Here is a 17,621-nt window from a genome sequence, read left to right on the forward strand (position 1 = left end):
TCGACGCGTGGTTCGTCGTCTCATGCGCACACGACGAGTGCGTGTGCATGTTCCGACGCCGCACCAGTCGATCGACGCGTGGTTCGTCGCACGAAGCGCACGCACCGACCGGCACGGCCAACGGTACGACGACACCAGCGACCACCGACCGGCATGGCGATCGGCGCCACTGACCGGCTCGTCAGCGCCACCGCCAGCGACCGCCAGCCCCGCAGCGCCAGCCCCTACGCGGGCACGTGCCGCGGGATCTCCAGCCAGACCACCACGGAGTCGTCCTCGTCGCCGTCGTCGTCGTCGACACCCGCCCCGAGCGCCGCGGACTCACTCGCCGCCAGGTCGAGCCGGAGCCCCACGACGGTGACCGCCGAGTCGGAGCCCTCGGACACGGTGCGGACGATGACGTTGTCGGCCTCGCGGGCTTGGCGCAGCGCCTCGGCGATCCGGGCGTGCACCCGGCGCAGGTCGTCGATCTCGAGGTCGTCGAGCCCACCGTCGTCGTGCAGCTGGACCGTGGCGCCACGGCGGCGGAGGCGCATGACCTCCTCGCGGACCTCCTCCGACAGCAGGGACCGGCCACGGATCTCGTCGCGGATGGCCTGCTCGAGGTGCAGGCACTCGGCCCGCTCGGCGTCGTCGAGGTCGCCACCGGTGTCGATGATCCGCTGCAGCATCGGCAGCGCCATCCGCGTCGTCTGGCTGAGCCGGAACTGCCGCTCGAACACGTGCGCGTCCTGCGCCGCCTGCCAGTCCGCCGTCTCCTGCTCGGCACGGACGAAGTCGCGGGTGACCCGGGTCGCACGGTTCATCGCGAAGGCGAACCCGGTGGCGATCGCCACCCAGGACACGCTGCCGAGCACCCCGAGGGACCCCAGTGCGCCGAGGCCCGCCCACGCGACGGTGTGCACGGCGAGGAACCCGACACCGATCCACGCGAACGGCCCACGCCCACGGACGACGAGCACCACCATCAACGTGCCGACGGCGGCGATCCACCAGGTGCTGTACGACGGGCCGGACCGGAGTTCGACCACCGGCGACGCGACGACCGGCATGACGACCGCGGTCGCGAGCGCGAAGCACGTCGCCCAGATCGGCAGCGTCCGGCCGGACACGAACAGCGCGACGCCCGTCGCGGCGGCGTAGAGGACCATGCACGCGACCACGGGACCGGCGTCGAGGACCCGGGGCAGCGTGGTGGCGGCGAGGAGCAGGTGGTAGACGGAGAACAGTGCCGCGAGGCCGATCGCGACGCCGGCGGGGATGGAGACCTTCACCGTGCCGCCCCCTTCGCGGGTGCCCACTCGAGTCGGACACGGGTGCCCTCCCCGGGAGCGGTGACGACCTCGGCGTGCCCGTCGACCGCGACCACGCGCTCGATGATCGACCGGCGGACGCCGAGCCGTTCGGCCGGGATCGCGTCGAGCGCGAACCCGGCACCGTCGTCGCCGACCTCGACGCGGGCCCCGGCACCGTGCTGCTCGACGACGATCCAGCGGTCGACCTCGGCACCCCCGGCGTGCTGCACGCTGTTGACGGCCGCCTGCAGCGCCGCGGAGGCGAGCGCGTCGGCGACGGTGGCGGGGACCCGGACGCTGCCGGCACGCTCGCCCTGCACGCGGACCGGGGCGGCCAGCGCGCCCACGGCGTCGGCGATCCGAGCACGGAGGTCGGCGAGGGACACCGGCGGTGCACCGGCGGGGTCGTCGGAGGCGGCCGCCTCGAGGTGGTCGATGGCGTTCCGTGCCATCCGTGCGGCGAGCATCTCGGCGTCACGGGTCTCGGCGCGGGCGGCGGACAGCAGCGTGGTGAGGACGCTGTCGTGCACGATCGCGTCGACCTGGACGCGCTCGACCTCGGTCGCGTGCTCCCGGATGGCGTGCGAGTAGCGGCGAACGGCGGTGGCCTGTGCGGCGTCCACCGCCGTGGCCGCACGGCGCAGCACCACCGCGATGACGAGGACGGCACCGCTGAGGATCGCCGTGTAGACGCCGTCGAGGAGCGCCCGGAGCCCGGCGTCGCCACCGACCGGGGTGAGCCGGATGACGACGTACACGGTGGGGACGAGTGCGGTGTACACCGTCGCCCGCCACGGCGCGAAGCCCATGGCGGCGGCGGTCGAGCCGACCGTGCACAGCCACCACGGCCAGGGCACCTGGTCCGACGGGATCGGCTCGCGCACCGTCAGCGGCCACGTCACCAGCGCGACGAGGAACAGCAGCGCGCAGAGGATCTGGGCGAGCTGGGCGACCGGTCGGATGAACACCGACGCGCCGACGAAGAGGAACGACGCCGCGAGCCCGCACGCCACGACCGGACCCCACACGGGGTCGAGGTACGGCAGCTGGTTGAGGACGGCGGGCACCGTGGTGGCGCCGAAGCCGAGCGCCGCGACGGCGATGAGGATCGCGAACGCGCGTTCGACCGAGGCCTGCGTGATCGTGGCACGGACGCTCCGCGACGGGTCTGCGCCGAACGGCGCGTCGTCACCGCCCTCGGCGCCGATCCGGGGCGCGGAGCCCACCCGGGCGACCCGACCGGTCGCCCGGGTGGCACGCGCCGATCCGGACGTGGGTGCCGCGTCAGCCGCAGCCATCGTGCTCAGCGACCGTCGCCGTCGGGGTCGATCCCCGAGTCGAGCCCGGGCAGGATGCCGTCCTCGACCGCACGGCGGAGGAGGTCGACCTTCGTCGGGGCCGGGCGACCGACCTCGACGTACTTCACGCGGATGCGGTCGAGGTACTCGCGCGCCGTCGAGTAGCCGATGCCGAGCTGCTGCGCGGCGAGCTTGAGCGGCAGGCCCGAGGCGTAGAGGTGGAGGATCTCGCGCTCACGTCGCCCGAGCTGTGCCTTGGCGAAGTCCCGGTCGGCGTCGATCGCGCTCGCCCACTCGAGGTTGTTGAGCACGTCGCCGCGAGCGACCGTCGCGACGGCGGCCATCACGGTCTTCGTCGCCGAGGACTTCGGGATCACGCCCGCAGCCCCGGCGGCCAACGCCTCTCGCACGTTCGCGACGCGGTCGGCGATGGAGTGCACGAGGACCGCGGAACCGGTGCCCTGCACACCCTTCACGTTCGCGGTCACGGTAGAGCCGTCGCCCAGCGACAGGTCGAGGACGACGACGTCGACCTCACGCCCGTCGAGGTGCTCGATGTACTCGGGCACGCTCGCGGCGGTGAGGACCACCTCGAACCCCTCGTTCTGGCACGCTGCCTGGATCCCGAGTCGCACGGACTCGTGGTCGTCGACGATCGCGACACGGACGGGCTTGGTCGCCAGTCCGGTCGTTCCGGTGGTGGTCGTGTCTGTTGCCACGGTGGCCTCTCTCGTCGATGCGCACCCCCGGCCCCTGAAACCGGGGAGCCATCACCGACCAAGGATACCCAGGTCGGACTCAGGCAGCGGCGCGATCCCGTCGCGACACGGCGGAGCGTGTTGCAGGACGCGACAAGCGGCCCGGCGCGCACCGCACCCGGCCGAACCCAGCCGACCCGCCGCGCGCACCGCGCCCGGGCCGACCCGTGACCACCGTCAGGCGACCGGCACCAGGCGCGCCACGGCCTCCAGGTGGTGGGTGTGCGGGAAGAGGTCGAAGGCGCGGAGTGCCTCCAGGCGGTACCCGAGGTCCGCGAAGGTCGCGACGTCGCGGGCCAGCGCGACCGGGTCGCAGGCCACGTAGACGACCTGGGCCGGCTGGAGCGCGGCGATCTGCACGACGACCTCGCGGCCGGCGCCGGAACGGGGCGGGTCGAGCACGATCGTGCCGGCGCGGTACCGCTGCCGCTCGCCCTGCGAGAGCGCGGCGACGGTGCGCTGCAGCCACCGGTCGACGCGGCCGGTCTCGGCGCGGGCGCCGATCCACTCGACGAGGTTCTCCTGCGCGTGCTCGGTCGCGCGGGGGGCGCTCTCGACGCTCGTGAGCCGCGCCTTCGGGCCCACCAGGTCGCCGAGCGCTGCGGCGAGCAGACCGACGCCGCCGTAGAGGTCGAGGTGCTGCCCCTCGGGGTCGAGTCGCTCACGGTCGACGAGGTCCCGCACCGCAGCGGTCAGGACCGCCGGAGCGGCACGGTGCACCTGCCAGAAGCCGTTGTCGTCGACCTGGAACGCGCGCTCCCCCACGAGCTCGGTGACGACCGTGGGCTTCTGCTCGTCGATGACCAGCCGTGCCCCCTCGGAACCACTCGGCGCGAGGACGTCGACGACCGAGGCGCCCGGCATCGCACCGCGGCCGAGCGGCGCGCTCTCCTGCACCACCCGGGTCGCGAGCGGCAGGGACGCGACCGGGACGACGGTGTGCGAACGGGAGGCGAAGGGCCCCGCGGTGCCGTCCTCGTCGACGTGCAGGCGGACGCGGGTGCGCCAGCCGGTGCCGTTCGCCTCGTCGTCGCCGGGCGCGGCCTCGACGACGACGTCGTGTCCGAGCACGTCGGCGAGGTCGGTCCGGGCGAACCGCGCGAACGAGTCCACCAGGACGTCGTGCTTCAGCGTGCGCTGGTGGGCGAGCGCGATGTGCCCGAACTCGGCACCGCCCGCGCGGTCGGCCGGGTCGCGGTCGAGTGCGGCTTCCGGCCAGACGTGGTCCACGCGGTGCTCGCTCGGCGTGACGACCGACACGGTGTCGGCGCGCCAGAACGACTTCTTGCGGTCCTCGGTCACCCGGGCCACGACGCGTTCGCCGGGGATCGCGTCCGACACGAACACCACCCGCCCCTCGTGCCGTGCCACCGAGATGCCGCCGTGGGCGATCCCGGTGACGTCGAGTTCGAGCAGCGTGCCGACGGATTCACCCATGGTTCGATGTTCCCATGCGTCTGTACCTCGCGAGTACCTCCCCCGCCCGCCGAGCACTCCTCGCCCAGACCGGGATCGAGCCGGTGCTCGTCGCGCCCGGGGTCGACGAGGACGCAGCCGTCGCCGCGACCGCCTCGGCCCTCGGCCGCGCGCTGACCGGTCCGGAGCTGGTCGCGTTGCTGGCCGAGGCGAAGGCCGCTGCCGTCGCGGACGCCACCGCCCCCGTCGACGGCTTCGTGTTCGGCGGGGACTCCGCCTTCGAGGTCGACGGCGTCCTGTACGGCAAGCCCCACGACCCCGAGGTCGCGCGGGAGCGGTGGCGGCAGATGCTCGCCGCCGGCGGCGGCACGCTGTGGAGCGGACACTGCGTCATCGACCGGCGCGTGTCCGGGTCGGTCACCGATGGCGGGTCCGTCGCCGATGGCGGGCCTGGAGGCGCGGGGCGGGCCGGCACCGTGCCTCCCGTCCGCACCGTGGACGCGTCGGGCGGCGGGCCGCTGGGCCTGGCCGGGTCGTTCGGCGACGTCGCGCCCGGTGGGTCCGGGCTCGTCGCCTCCGGCGACCGCGTCGTCGCGGTCGACAGCGCGGTGCTCACCTTCGCCGACGACATGTCGGCCGAGGAGATCGACGCGTACGTCGCGACGGGCGAGCCGCTCGAGGTCGCGGGCGCCTTCACGATCGACGGACGGGCCGCCGCGTACATCACCCGGATCGACGGCGCCCCCTCGGCCGTGGTGGGATTGTCCCTGCCGGTGCTCCGCTCGATGCTCCTGCGGGGCTTCGGCATCGCCTGGCACGACCTGTGGTCGCTGTAGACATCCGCACTTGTTCGGGGTGGTTCTTTGTGGGTGCCAGTCAATTCACACCCCCGCCGCACGAATACGCTGATGTCTCATGCCCCGTATCAGCAAGGTCCTCATCGCGAACCGCGGCGAGATCGCCGTCCGCATCATCCGCGCGGCCCGCGACGCAGGCAAGGCTTCGGTGGCGGTCTACGCCGACCAGGACCGTGACGCCCTCCACGCACGCCTCGCTGACGAGGCCTACGCGCTGAACGGCACCACGAGCGCCGACACCTACCTCGTCATCGACAAGATCATCTCCGTCGCCAGAAGGTCCGGCGCCGACGCCGTGCACCCCGGGTACGGGTTCCTCGCCGAGAACGCCGACTTCGCCCGCGCCGTCATCGACGCCGGCCTCACCTGGATCGGCCCGTCGCCGGCGTCCATCGAGCAGCTCGGTGACAAGGTCTCGGCGCGCCACGTGGCCGAGAAGGTCGGTGCGCCGCTCGCCCCCGGCACGATCGAGCCCGTGCAGGACGTGTCCGAGGTGTTCGACTTCGTCGACCAGGTCGGTCTGCCCGTCGCGATCAAGGCGGCGTTCGGCGGTGGCGGTCGTGGGCTGAAGGTCGTGCGCGACCGTGCCTCGGTCGAGGAGCTCTTCGAGTCCGCCACGCGTGAGGCGATCGCGGCGTTCGGCCGCGGCGAGTGCTTCGTCGAGAAGTACCTCGACAAGCCGCGCCACGTCGAGACGCAGTGCCTCGCCGACGAGCACGGCAACGTCGTCGTCGTCTCGACGCGCGACTGCTCGCTCCAGCGTCGGCACCAGAAGCTCGTCGAAGAAGCGCCGGCCCCGTACCTGACCGACGCCCAGACGGAGCGCCTGTACGAGTCGTCGAAGGCGATCCTGCGCGAGGTCGGCTACGTCGGCGCCGGTACCTGCGAGTTCCTCATCGGCGCCGACGGCACCGTCTCGTTCCTCGAGGTGAACACCCGCCTGCAGGTCGAGCACTGCGTCTCCGAAGAGGTCACCGGCATCGACCTGGTGCGCGAGCAGTTCCGCATCGCCGAGGGTGGCGTGCTCGACTACGAGGACCCCGTCGCGCGCGGCCACTCGTTCGAGTTCCGCATCAACGGCGAGGACCCGGGCCGCAACTTCTTCCCCGCGCCCGGCCCCGTGCACGCGTTCAACGCGCCGTCCGGCCCCGGCGTCCGCGTCGACTCCGGCGTGGTCTCCGGCGACGTCGTCTCCGGCTCGTTCGACTCCATGCTCGCGAAGCTCATCGTCACCGGTGCCACGCGTGCCGAGGCCCTGGAGCGTTCGCGTCGCGCCCTCGCCGAGTTCGAGGTCACCGGGCTGCCGACCGTGCTGCCCTTCCACCGTGCCGTCGTGTCCGACCCGGCGTTCGCGACCCCCGACGATTCGCCGTTCAGCATCTACACGCAGTGGATCGAGACCGACTTCGACAACGACATCCCGGCGTGGAGTGGTTCGCCGGAGACGCTCCCGGAGCCCGCGGCCCGCGAGTCGGTCGTCGTCGAGGTGCAGGGCAAGCGCATCGAGGTCACGATGCCGTCGATCGTCGGTGGCGGCGCTGCCGGCGCCGCGGGTCGGCGCCCGGCCGGCCCGTCCGCTCCCCCGAAGCGCCGGACGTCCGGCGTGCGTGGCGGTCTGGCCTCGTCCGGCTCGGTCACGTCGCCGATGCAGGCCACCGTGGTGAAGACCGCGGTCGCCGAGGGTGACACCGTGGTGAAGGGCGACCTGCTCGTCGTCCTCGAGGCCATGAAGATGGAACAGCCCGTGCAGGCGCCGCGCGACGGCGTCGTCACCGGGCTCAACGCCCCCGTCGGCCAGACGATCTCGTCCGGCCACGTGCTGCTCGAGCTGGCGTAGGGCGCGCGGCGGGCGCCGCGCCGGGCGCGGCGCGGCTTTCCGCTTTCGAACCACGAATCCGACATCGAACCGCCCTACTCGGCTGGTTCGACGTCGGATCCGTGGTTCGACCTCGCCGTACTCACCAGGCAGGAGCCGTTCGGACGGCGCGACGGACCGGGAGACCGGCGTCACGGAGCATGCTGGGGAGTCGTCCGCCGGCCTGGACGTCGTGCCAGACCGGTCGGACGACGCGTCGCACCTCCGGCAAGGCGCGGAGACGGTCCTCCCGGATCTTCTCCGCGATGACGACGTCCTCGGCGGATCGACCGTTGCGCATCGACGGGTCACGGTACTTGACGAGGCCGTCGAACTCGACGATGACCCCCTGGTCCGGAAACCAGAAGTCCACTCGACCGATGGGCCCGGACGAATCGCGGAACTCGTGCTGCTGGATCGCCGGCGGACATCCGACGTCCCGCATCACGAGGTTCGTGACGCTCTCGCCCGCTGATTCCGACAGCGGAGATGCGAGCTCCAGCACCTGCCGAGCACGCCGATGTGCACGGACGGAGCCGCGGGAAGCCAGCTCCGATTCGAGCGCAGTTCCCGCGATCCCGCGGCGCAGGACGGCATCAGCCACCGCGAGTGCCCGTCCGCGGTCGTAGCGAAGCGCGACGTCCACCGCGGTGTGCGCCAGCGTCGTGACCGGAAGACCGTTGACCCGGATGCAACCGACGGGTCGTCCAGCGCCAGCGGACTTGTCAGCGAATCGAGTCCGTTGCGCGGTCCCTCTCGCCGGATCGAGAACGGTGACGCGGTCGGGCACGGGCAGGATCCACGGCAGACAGTGGGCGATGACCGCCGATGCGTGGGACACGACCGTGCGAGGGGCAGACGCCTGGACTGCCGTCGCTCGTGCAATGTGCTGCTCCCAGACGGTGGCCTGGTCCCACTGCTCGCGGACGACGAAGGAGCCGTGAGCCACTCGGATCAGCGCCCCGCTCCGGAGCGCTCGCTGCTGGGCTCGCGCGGTCGACGGATCGGGGTGGACGGTGAGGACGTCAGGCACTGGCACGACCCGAGCATGCGACACGATCGCGCCCCGCAGTCGACCCGCGCTCATCCTGTGGAGAAGTGTGTCGATGCCACAGTAAGGGTTCACCTGGCCGTTGGAACCACGAATCCGACATCGAACTGGGGAATCGGCCCGGTTCGATGTCGGATTCGTGGTTCGGAGCAGCGTGGCCGACGGCGCCCGCGCGCCGCCGAGCGCGCTACGACACCAGCGGGCGGACCGCGCCGGCCAGGGCGTCGACGAGCGACTGGGCCTCGGCGGGGGTGGACGCCACCGTGTCGATGTAGACCTTCACCTTCGGCTCGGTGCCGCTCGGGCGGACGATCACCCGCGCGTCACCGGTGAGGTCGTAGCGCAGGATGTCCGAGGGCGGGAAGCCCTCCACCCCGTCGAGGTAGTCCGTCGTCGCGGTGACGTCGAGGCCGCCCAGCGACGTCGGCGCCGCGGACCGCAGCGACGCCATGATCTCCCCGATGCGCGAGAGGTCGTCCACGCGGGTCGCCACCTGCCCGGAAGCGAACGCCCCGAACTCCGCGGCGAAGGCCTCGAGGTGGTCCGCGATGGTCGAGCCGGAGGCCGCGAGCTCGTCGGCGAGGGACAGCAGGTCGAGCGCCGCCGAGATGCCGTCCTTGTCGCGGACGACCGACGGGTCGACGAGGTAGCCGAGCGCCTCCTCGTAGCCGAAGAGCAGGTCCGGCACGCGTGACACCCACTTGAAGCCGGTCAGGGTGTCCCGGTACCCCAGGCCGTGCCGCGCGGCGACACGGGACAGCGCGGGCGAGGACACGATCGACGCCGCGAGCGTGCCGGTGGTGCCGGCCGCAGCGGCACGGGCGGCAGCACGCCACCCGAGCAACCAGCCGACCTCGTTGCCGGAGAGCCGACGGAACGACGGCACACCGGAACCGGAACCAGACCCGGACTCGACGGGGATCGCCAGCGCCAACCGGTCGGCGTCGGGGTCGTTCGCGATGACGAGGTCCGCGCCGACCGCGACACCGCGGGCGATCGCCAGGTCCATCGCGCCGGGTTCCTCCGGGTTGGGGAACGAGACCGTCGGGAACGCGCCGTCCGGCTCGATCTGCTCCGGCACCACCTCGGGCTCCGCGAACCCTGCGGCGGCGAACACTGCGCGCGCCGTCTGCCACCCGACGCCGTGCATGGCCGTGTAGACGACCTTGGGCTGGTCGGCGGGTGCGAGGACGGGCGTGGTCACCGTCGCGGCCGTGGCGGCAACGTAGGCGTCGACGAGCGTGTTCGTGGCGACCGTGTAGTCGGTCCCGCGGGCGAGGTCGCTGATCGACCCGGCGGCGACGGCGTCGATGGCGTCCGCGATGAGGCCGTCGACCGGCGGCACGATCTGCGAGCCGTCGTCGTCGCCACCGAGGTACACCTTGTAGCCGTTGTCCCGCGGCGGGTTGTGGCTCGCCGTCACCATGACGCCGGCACCGACGCCGAGGTGCCGCACCGCGAAGGCGAGCACGGGGGTGGGGAGCGCCGACGGCAGCAGGGTGACCTCGAGCCCGAGGCCGCGCATGACCTCGGCGGAGTCGCGGGCGAACACGTCGGAGTTCACGCGGCCGTCGTACCCGATGACCACGCTCCGCTGCCGGCCGGTGTCGATGAGGAAGCGTGCCAGCCCGGCCGCTGCCTGCGTGACGACGACGCGGTTCATCCGGAGCGGTCCGGCGCCGAGCTCGGCGCGGAGCCCGGCGGTGCCGAACTGCAGCCGTCCCGCGAACCGGGCGTCGAGTTCATCCGTGTCCCCGGCGTCGACGAGCTGCTGCAGCTCGGCGCGGGTCTCGTCGTCCGGGTCCTGCTCGATCCAGGCCCTGGCCGTGTCGACGACGCTCACAGCGCCGTCACCACGCGGGCGAGCAGGTCCGCGATCACCGGCTCGGCCTGCTTGCCGGCCTCGAGCACCTCGGTGTGCGACAGCGGCGTCTTCTGGATCCCCGCGGCGAGGTTCGTGATGAGCGAGAAGCCGAGGATCTCCATGCCGGCCTGACGGGCGGCGATGGCCTCGAGCGCGGTGGACATGCCGACGATGTGGCCGCCGATGGTCTTCGCCATCTGCACCTCGGCCGGGGTCTCGTAGTGCGGGCCGCGGAACTGCGTGTAAACGCCCTCGTCGAGCGACGCGTCGACGGACTTCGCGACCGCGCGCAGCCGTGCCGAGTACAGGTCGGTCAGGTCGACGAACGTGGCACCCTCGAGCGGGCTGTCCGCGGTGAGGTTGATGTGGTCGCTGATGAGCACCGGCGTGCCCGGCGTCCAGTGCTCCTTGATGCCGCCGGCACCGTTCGTGAGGACCATGATCGACGCACCGGTCGCCGCGGCGGTCCGGACGCTGTGCACGACGCGGCGGACGCCGTGCCCTTCGTAGTAGTGCGTCCGGGCGCCGATGACGAGCGCGTGGCGGCCGTCGGCGAGGCGGATCGAGCGGACGGTGCCGGAGTGCCCGGGGACGGCCGAGGCGCTGAAGCCGGGGACCTCCGACGCGGGGATCTCGGACACGGTCTCACCGATGAGGTCCGCGGCCTTGCCCCAGCCGGAACCGAGGGTGAGGGCGATGTCGTGGCGCTCGATCCCGGACTTCGCGGCGATGACGGCGGCGGCGTCGCGGGCGACCTCGAACGGGTCGGCAGCGGGGTCGTTCAGCGGGTTCTCGGTGCTCATGCCCCAACTCTAAAGGGCGCTCAGTGCTCCCCGAGCGCCCGGTCGACCGCTGCCGTGATCTCGCCCTGGTCGAAGTGGTTCCGGATCACGATGACCTCGGCGTACGTGTCCCCGATGGCCTCGACGAACTCCTGGCTGGTGAGGATCACGTTCGCGTCGTCGGACACCGTGCGCACGGAGGCGACGTCGGCGGCGATGACGGAAGCGGTCAGCCCGAGGGTGGCGAGCGCCTTCTCGGCGTTCACCTTGAGGATCGCGCTCGCGCCGATCCCGGCGCCGCAGATGGTCACGATCTTCACGAGGAACTCCGATCGGTCGTCATGCGGGGACCCCCATGATCCCGCGGACCTCGTCCGCCGTCGTCGCCGCCGCCAACCGCCCGGTGACGGTGGCGTCGTTGAACAGGTTGGCGATCTCGCCGATCGACTCGAGGTGGGTGCCGACCCCGGCGACCGCCAGGCCGAGCACGACGCGCACGGGGTCGTTGTGCGGGTGTCCGAACACGACGGGCGACGCGAGCGTCACGACCGACAGCCCGTCACGGAGCACCGCGGGCCCCGGTCGGGCGTGCGCGAAGGCGAGCCCGGGCGAGATGACGATGTACGGCCCGTGCTCGTCGACCAAGTCGATCATCGCCTGGGTGTAGGGCTCGGTCGACGCCCCCGAGGCGACGAGGGCGCCACCGGCCAGCTGGAGCGCCTCGCGCCACGAGGACGCGGTGGCCCCGAGCACGACGGCGTCGTCCGGCAGTGGCGGCAGCGGCATGCGTCAGGCCTCCTGGTGTCCGGCCGTGATCGTGGCGATGATCTCCTCGCGGTCCTCGAGCGGCAAGAAGGAGCCGAGGGCCGCGTTGATCTGGAACGCCGCGAGGTCGTCGAGGTCGTACCCGAAGGTGCCGGCCAGCAGCGCGAGTTCACGGGAGAGCGTGGTGCCGCTCATGAGCCGGTTGTCGGTGTTGACCGTGACGCGGAAGCCGAGCTGGTAGAGCACGTCGATCGGGTGGTCGGCGAGATCGTCGCCCCAGGCCGCGATCGCGCCCGTCTGCAGGTTCGACGAGGGCGAGACCTCGAGCGGGATCTCACGGTCGCGCACCCACGCCGCGACCTCGCCGAGCGAGGCCAGGGTCGAGCCGTCGCCGGCGTCGGAGAGGGTGACGTCCTCGAAGATCCGCACGCCGTGGCCGAGGCGCAGCGCTCGACCGTCGACGAGGGCGGAGCGGATCGAGGCGAGCCCGTCTGCCTCGCCCGCGTGGACCGTGACCGGGAACAGCTCGGACGCCAGGTAGTCGAACGCGGCGCGGTGGTTCGAGGCGGGGAACCCGGCCTCGGCACCCGCGATGTCGAAGCCCACGACCCCACGGTCGCGGTGCCGCACGGCGAGCTCGGCGATCTCGAGGGACCGGTCGGCGTGGCGCATCGCCGTCACGAGCTGTCCGACGCGGATGCGACCGTCGGCGGCGTCGACTGCTTCCTCGATGCCGGCCTGCACGGCCTCGACCGTCTCGTCGAGGGTCAGCCCACCCTGCAGGTGCTGCTCGGGCGCCCAGCGGACCTCGCCGTAGACGATGCCGTCGGCGACCAGGTCCTCGACGAACTCGCGGGCGATCCGGGTGAGCTGCGGTGCGGTCTGCATCACCGACGTGGTGACGTCGAACGTCTTGAGGTACTCGACCAGGGAGCCGGAGTTCGACTGGTCGGCGAACCACTGCCCGAGCTCGGCCGGGTCGGTGGTGGGGAGCGACACACCCGCCGACGCTGCGAGCTCGATGATCGTCGCCGGACGCAGGCCGCCGTCGAGGTGGTCGTGCAGCGAGACCTTCGGCAGGTCGTTGATGACCGCTCCGGCGTCGGGCAGGCGGTAGGTCGGGGCGTCGGCGCTCATGCCCCCAGGCTATCGGTGGTCACCGACCGCGCGCAGGCACCTGTGCACAACAGACGGACGAAGGGACTGGAGGCTCTCCACACGTGTGCGCAGAGCCTCCGGTCGGTCGGACGGTCGCGTTCAGCCCGCGATGCGCTCCCGCACGATCGGCCCGCGGGCCGCGACGGCAGCGTCGGCCGAGCCGATCGACCACGCACCCTCGAGCGACTCGAGCGCCCGCGGGATCCGCGAGGCGTCGTCGGTGTGCAGTGTCCAGAGCGGCTGCCCCTCGGTCACGGCGTCACCGGGCTTGACGTGCAGTTCGATGCCCGCACCGGCCTGCACCGGGTCCTGCGCGCGGGCACGACCGGCACCGAGGCGCCAGGCCGACACGCCGAACGGCAGGGCGTCCTGCTGCGCCAGCACACCGGACGACGGCGCCGTGACGACGTGCTGCTCGCGGGCGACCGGCAGCGCGGCGGAGGGGTCCCCACCCTGCGCGGAGATCATCCGGCGCCACGTGTCCATCGCGCGACCGTCGGCCAGCGCCGCGGCGGGATCGGCGTCCGGCATCCCGGCGAGCGTCAGCATCTCCGAGGCCAGGGCGACGGTCAGCTCCACGACGTCGGCCGGACCGCCGCCCGCCAGCACCTCGACCGACTCCCGCACCTCGAGCGCGTTGCCGATCGTCAGCCCGAGCGGGACCTCCATGTCGGTGAGCAGCGCCGAGGTCTTCACCCCGGCGTCGTTCCCGAGGTCCACCATCGTCTGCGCAAGTTCACGCGAGGCCTCGTAGGTGGGCATGAAGGCGCCCGAGCCGAACTTCACGTCGAGCACGAGCGCACCGGTGCCCTCGGCGATCTTCTTCGACATGATGCTCGACGCGATGAGCGGGATGCACTCGACGGTGCCGGTGATGTCCCGCAGGGCGTAGAGCTTCTTGTCGGCCGGTGCCAGGCCCGAGCCGGCGGCGCAGATGACCGCGCCGACGTCGGACAGGATCTCCATCATCCGGTCGTTCGACAGCGACGCCTGCCACCCGGGGATCGACTCGAGCTTGTCGAGCGTCCCACCGGTGTGGCCGAGACCACGGCCGGACAGCTGCGGCACCGCGACGCCGAACGACGCCACCAGCGGCGCGAGCGGCAGCGTGATCTTGTCCCCGACCCCGCCCGTGGAGTGCTTGTCGACGGTCGTCTTGCCGAGCGACCCGAACGACATCCGCTCCCCCGACGCGATCATCGCGAGCGTGAGGTCCTTGATCTCGCGCCGCTCCATCCCGTTCAGGAAGATCGCCATCGCCATGGCCGCCATCTGCGGGTCCTCGACGTAGCCGCGGGTGTACGCGTCGACGAGCCAGTCCACCTCGGCGGTGCTCAGCGCGCCGCCGGAGCGCTTCGTGCGGATGAGGTCGACGGTGTCGAAGGGCTCGACGGCCATGTCAGTGCTCCTGCTGGTAGGTGGCGAGGGTGCGCGGCCCGAACGCGTCGGGGAGGACCTCGTCGATGGTGCGGATTCCGGAGACCGTCTCGAGGAGCATGCCCTCGGTCGAGTGCTCGAACAGCAGCTGACGGCAGCGCCCGCACGGCATCAGGGTCGCCCCGTCGCCGTCGACGCAGGTGAACGCGACGAGCTTGCCGCCGCCGGTCATGTGCAGCTGCGAGACGAGCGAGCACTCCGCGCAGAGCGTCACCCCGTACGACGCGTTCTCGACGTTGCAGCCCGAGACGATCCGACCGTCGTCGGTGAGCGCCGCGGCGCCCACCGGGAACGACGAGTACGGCGCGTAGGCGTGGCGCATGGCGGCCGTCGCTGCGGTCCGCAGGGCGGTCCAGTCCACGTCGGACTGGAGGCGCGGGGCGGCGTCCGCCCCGGCGGTGGCGGTGACCGCCTGGTCACCGTGGGCGTTCGTGTGGGTCATGTGCCGCGCCTCCAGGCCGGTGTGGTCGGACTAACTCTTGATGTAGGGCTTGCCGGACGCGGCGGGACCGCGCGACTGACCGACCAGGCCGGCCACGGCGAAGATCGTCACCACGTAGGGCAGCATCAGCAGGAACTCGCTCGGCACGGGCGAGTTGATCGCCCCGAGCGTGTTCTGCAGGTTCGACGCGAAGCCGAACAGCAGCGCCGCGAGCGTCGCGCGGATCGGGTCCCAGCGGCCGAAGATGACGGCCGCGAGCGCGATGTAGCCGGCGCCGGCGGTCATGTCCTTCGTGAACGGACCGACCGCGTCGAGGGTGAAGTACGCACCACCGAGACCGGCGATCGCACCCGCGAGCGAGACGTTCCAGAACCGCGTGCTGGTGACGTTGATGCCCACCGTGTCGGCCGCCTGCGGGTGCTCGCCGACCGCGCGGAGGCGGAGACCCCAGCGGGTCTTGAACAAGGCGAAGGTGACGACGGCGACGGCGACGTACGCCAGGTACACGACGACGGTCTGCTCGAAGAAGATCGGGCCGATCACCGGGATCTGGTGGAGCAGCGGGATCTCGATCTTCGGGAACCGGATGCCGACGTTGAGCGACTCCTCGTTCGGGGAGAGCACCTGCGAGTACAGGAAGCCGGTGAGGCCCGAGATGAACGCGTTGATGACGACACCGACGATGACCTGGTCGACGAGGTACTTGATGCTGAACGCCGCGAGGACGAACGACACCAGCACACCGGCGACGAGCGCACCGACGAGGCCGACCCACGGCGAACCGGAGATCGACGCGATGAGCGCCGAGGTGAACGCGCCGGCGAGGAACTGGCCCTCGATCGCGATGTTCACGACGCCCACGCGCTCCGAGATGACGCCGCCGAGCGCACCGAACACGAGCGGGACGCTCAGGCCGAGCGCACCGACGAGCAGGCCCGGCAGCGGGATCGTCGCGCCGGCGGCGGCCCACGTCAGGAAGCCGATGACGAACACGATCGCGAAGACCGAGGTCACCCAGAGCGGGACGCTCCGCGAGGCACGGACCTCGACGAAGGCGTAGACCGTGGCGATCGCGAGCAGGAGCACGACGACGATGCCGGTGGCCGCGGCGGGCAGCGGGACGTTCGGCAGCGCGAAGAAGTCACCGGGGTTCGCCAGGCGGAACGTGGTCGTGCCGGCGCGCTGCAGCAGGATGAAGAAGACCACGGCGAGCACGGTGAAGACCGCGTAGCCGATCGGCAGCTTCCAGCTGCGGGTGGTCTCGACCGGACGGTCGGTGGGCGACGACGCGGGGGTCGCGGTGGGGCTGAGGGTGCTCACGCGGCGACCGCCTTCTTGCTGTTCTTCGCGCTGACGCGTCGACGAGCGCCCGGCTGCGGGATCCGGAAGATCGCGCGGACGAGCGGCGGGGCCGCGATGAAGAGGACGATGAGGGCCTGGATGACCCCGACGATGTCGATCGGGATGCCGTTGGCGGCCTGCATGGCGTAGCCACCGTTCTTCAGCACGCCGAACAGGATCGCGGCCCAGAACACGCCCCATGGCTTCGAGCGGCCGAGCAGCGCGACGGTGATGGCGTCGAAGCCGATCCCGGCGTCGATGTTCGAGGTGAAGCCGGACGTCACGGCGCCCTGCACCTGGTAGGCGCCGGCGATGCCGACCAGGGCACCGGAGATCACCAGGACCCAGATCGTCAGGCTCGGGACGCTCATGCCGGCGACACGGGCGGCGCGCGGGTTCTCACCGATGGTGCGGAACCGGAACCCGAGCGACGACTTGTTGACGAGCCACCACACGACGACGACCGCGATGATCGCCACGACGAAGCCGAGGTCGACGCCGTACCGCGGGCCGAACAGCGCCGGCAGCACCGCGCTGTCCTTCGTCGCGGGCGAGATCGGGTTCGTGCTGCCCGGCGCCTGCAGGAGACCAGGGGTGCGCAGCAGGTAGCTGACCAGGTAGAGCGCGACGTAGTTGAGCATGATCGTCAGGACGACCTCGTTGGCGCCGGTCCGGGCCTTGAGCACGCCGACGATGCCGGCCCACACGGCACCGCCGACGATGCCGGCGATGATCGTGAGCGGGATGTGCAGGGCCGCCGGGCCGTCGAACGAGAACCCGACCCAGCCGGCCGCCGCGGCGCCCATCAGGATCTGTCCCTGGCCGCCGATGTTGAACAGGCCGGCGCGGAACGACAGGGCGATGCCGAGGCCCGCTGCGATGAGCGGCACGGCGTAGTCGATCGAGCGCGTGAGCGGGACGATCGCCTGCTGGAACGAATCGGCGCCGAAGTTGATCACGGAGCCCTGGAACAGCGAGGCGTACGAGCCGCCGACCGCGGTGCCGATGGCCTGGACGGTGTCACCGGGGCGGGCGAAGAAGTACCCGGCGGCGGCGCGGACGTTCTCGTCGGTGATCGCGATGAGGATGCCGCAGGCGACGAGGGCGAGCACGACGGCGAGGACCGTGACGAGCGCGGAGCCGTTCAGGATCCCCTGCATCGCGGCCTGCCAGCGGTCGCCGCCGTTGCGACGCTCGGTGTCGGCGGCGGAGTCCGTCATGAGGTGGGGCGTCGACTCGACGTCCTGCAGGCGGTCGTCAGTGGGCGCCTCGGCTGCCGTGGCGGCGTCGGCCTGCGGCACC

General features: G+C 72.0%; 16 protein-coding genes. 2 read left to right on the top strand and 14 right to left on the bottom strand.

All coding sequences use genetic code 11. From position 1 onward, the window contains the following. Window positions 1–224: 224 nt before the first annotated feature. The 4 genes from BIU96_RS00120 to BIU96_RS00135 form a co-directional block, all read right to left on the bottom strand. Window positions 225–1,274: a hypothetical protein gene (locus BIU96_RS00120; protein WP_071290743.1), complete on the bottom strand. Its 1,050-nt coding sequence runs from the start codon at window positions 1,272–1,274 to the stop codon at window positions 225–227. Beyond that, on the bottom strand, window positions 1,271–2,593 hold the full coding sequence (locus BIU96_RS00125) for a sensor histidine kinase (RefSeq protein WP_071290597.1): 1,323 nt from the start codon (window positions 2,591–2,593) through the stop codon (window positions 1,271–1,273). The genes BIU96_RS00120 and BIU96_RS00125 overlap by 4 nt, the downstream gene beginning before the upstream one ends. Before the next feature lie 5 nt (window positions 2,594–2,598). Further along, on the bottom strand, window positions 2,599–3,312 hold the full coding sequence (locus BIU96_RS00130; protein ID WP_071290598.1) for a response regulator transcription factor: 714 nt from the start codon (window positions 3,310–3,312) through the stop codon (window positions 2,599–2,601). 216 nt (window positions 3,313–3,528) lie between these two features. After that, window positions 3,529–4,788 carry a class I SAM-dependent RNA methyltransferase gene (locus BIU96_RS00135; protein ID WP_071290599.1) on the bottom strand — a complete coding sequence of 420 codons (1,260 nt, stop codon included), beginning with the start codon at window positions 4,786–4,788 and terminating at the stop codon, window positions 3,529–3,531. A gap of 14 nt (window positions 4,789–4,802) precedes the next feature. On the opposite strand from BIU96_RS00135, the gene BIU96_RS00140 reads away from it, so the two are divergent. Together BIU96_RS00140 and BIU96_RS00145 are read left to right on the top strand one after the other, a co-directional pair. After that, on the top strand, window positions 4,803–5,603 hold the full coding sequence (locus BIU96_RS00140) for a nucleoside triphosphate pyrophosphatase (protein WP_071290600.1): 801 nt from the start codon (window positions 4,803–4,805) through the stop codon (window positions 5,601–5,603). 79 nt (window positions 5,604–5,682) lie between these two features. After that, the gene (locus BIU96_RS00145; protein ID WP_071290601.1) at window positions 5,683–7,461 is read left to right on the top strand and encodes a biotin carboxylase N-terminal domain-containing protein; all 1,779 of its coding nucleotides are present in this window, start codon (window positions 5,683–5,685) and stop codon (window positions 7,459–7,461) included. Window positions 7,462–7,582: 121 nt separating this feature from the next. Here BIU96_RS00145 and BIU96_RS19260 read toward each other — a convergent pair whose 3' ends face one another. The 10 genes from BIU96_RS19260 to BIU96_RS00195 all read right to left on the bottom strand — a co-directional run bounded on the left by BIU96_RS19260 (window position 7,583) and on the right by BIU96_RS00195 (window position 17,539). Beyond that, window positions 7,583–7,924, bottom strand: coding sequence for a hypothetical protein (locus tag BIU96_RS19260; protein WP_139199648.1), 342 nt, complete (start codon window positions 7,922–7,924; stop codon window positions 7,583–7,585). 793 nt (window positions 7,925–8,717) lie between these two features. Continuing rightward, the gene (locus BIU96_RS00155; RefSeq protein WP_071290603.1) at window positions 8,718–10,373 is read right to left on the bottom strand and encodes a phospho-sugar mutase; all 1,656 of its coding nucleotides are present in this window, start codon (window positions 10,371–10,373) and stop codon (window positions 8,718–8,720) included. Then, a complete protein-coding gene (locus BIU96_RS00160) occupies window positions 10,370–11,197 on the bottom strand; it encodes a purine-nucleoside phosphorylase (RefSeq protein ID WP_071290604.1) in 828 nt (275 codons plus the stop codon). Before BIU96_RS00160 ends, BIU96_RS00155 begins: the two co-directional genes overlap by 4 nt. A gap of 20 nt (window positions 11,198–11,217) precedes the next feature. Beyond that, the gene (locus BIU96_RS00165) at window positions 11,218–11,496 is read right to left on the bottom strand and encodes a PTS sugar transporter subunit IIB (protein WP_071290605.1); all 279 of its coding nucleotides are present in this window, start codon (window positions 11,494–11,496) and stop codon (window positions 11,218–11,220) included. 19 nt (window positions 11,497–11,515) lie between these two features. After that, on the bottom strand, window positions 11,516–11,962 hold the full coding sequence (locus BIU96_RS00170; protein WP_071290606.1) for a PTS sugar transporter subunit IIA: 447 nt from the start codon (window positions 11,960–11,962) through the stop codon (window positions 11,516–11,518). Between the two features lie 3 nt (window positions 11,963–11,965). Then, window positions 11,966–13,078 carry an adenosine deaminase gene (locus BIU96_RS00175; protein ID WP_071290607.1) on the bottom strand — a complete coding sequence of 371 codons (1,113 nt, stop codon included), beginning with the start codon at window positions 13,076–13,078 and terminating at the stop codon, window positions 11,966–11,968. 120 nt (window positions 13,079–13,198) lie between these two features. Next, complete coding sequence (locus BIU96_RS00180) at window positions 13,199–14,497, bottom strand: thymidine phosphorylase (RefSeq protein ID WP_071290608.1); 1,299 nt, start codon at window positions 14,495–14,497, stop codon at window positions 13,199–13,201. Window position 14,498: 1 nt separating this feature from the next. After that, complete coding sequence (locus BIU96_RS00185) at window positions 14,499–14,978, bottom strand: cytidine deaminase (protein WP_083402527.1); 480 nt, start codon at window positions 14,976–14,978, stop codon at window positions 14,499–14,501. Between the two features lie 30 nt (window positions 14,979–15,008). Beyond that, complete coding sequence (locus BIU96_RS00190; RefSeq protein ID WP_071290609.1) at window positions 15,009–16,298, bottom strand: ABC transporter permease; 1,290 nt, start codon at window positions 16,296–16,298, stop codon at window positions 15,009–15,011. Then, window positions 16,295–17,539, bottom strand: a complete 1,245-nt coding sequence (locus BIU96_RS00195) for an ABC transporter permease (RefSeq protein WP_254785889.1) — start codon at window positions 17,537–17,539, stop codon at window positions 16,295–16,297. Before BIU96_RS00195 ends, BIU96_RS00190 begins: the two co-directional genes overlap by 4 nt. Window positions 17,540–17,621 lie beyond the last annotated feature (82 nt).

Source organism: Curtobacterium sp. MCBA15_008, assembly GCF_001865065.1.
Lineage (GTDB): Bacteria > Actinomycetota > Actinomycetes > Actinomycetales > Microbacteriaceae > Curtobacterium.

What these genes read in the sequence shown, in the direction of transcription:
- BIU96_RS00125 (WP_071290597.1), bottom strand. Translation starts at nt 2,593, where the DNA reads ATGGCTGCGGCTGACGCGGCACCCACGTCCGGATCGGCGCGTGCCACC.
- BIU96_RS00135 (WP_071290599.1), bottom strand. Translation starts at nt 4,788, where the DNA reads ATGGGTGAATCCGTCGGCACGCTGCTCGAACTCGACGTCACCGGGATC.
- BIU96_RS00140 (WP_071290600.1), top strand. Translation starts at nt 4,803, where the DNA reads ATGCGTCTGTACCTCGCGAGTACCTCCCCCGCCCGCCGAGCACTCCTC.
- BIU96_RS00145 (WP_071290601.1), top strand. Translation starts at nt 5,683, where the DNA reads ATGCCCCGTATCAGCAAGGTCCTCATCGCGAACCGCGGCGAGATCGCC.
- BIU96_RS19260 (WP_139199648.1), bottom strand. Translation starts at nt 7,924, where the DNA reads ATGCGGGACGTCGGATGTCCGCCGGCGATCCAGCAGCACGAGTTCCGC.
- BIU96_RS00160 (WP_071290604.1), bottom strand. Translation starts at nt 11,197, where the DNA reads ATGAGCACCGAGAACCCGCTGAACGACCCCGCTGCCGACCCGTTCGAG.
- BIU96_RS00170 (WP_071290606.1), bottom strand. Translation starts at nt 11,962, where the DNA reads ATGCCGCTGCCGCCACTGCCGGACGACGCCGTCGTGCTCGGGGCCACC.
- BIU96_RS00175 (WP_071290607.1), bottom strand. Translation starts at nt 13,078, where the DNA reads ATGAGCGCCGACGCCCCGACCTACCGCCTGCCCGACGCCGGAGCGGTC.
- BIU96_RS00180 (WP_071290608.1), bottom strand. Translation starts at nt 14,497, where the DNA reads ATGGCCGTCGAGCCCTTCGACACCGTCGACCTCATCCGCACGAAGCGC.
- BIU96_RS00185 (WP_083402527.1), bottom strand. Translation starts at nt 14,978, where the DNA reads ATGACCCACACGAACGCCCACGGTGACCAGGCGGTCACCGCCACCGCC.
- BIU96_RS00195 (WP_254785889.1), bottom strand. Translation starts at nt 17,539, where the DNA reads ATGACGGACTCCGCCGCCGACACCGAGCGTCGCAACGGCGGCGACCGC.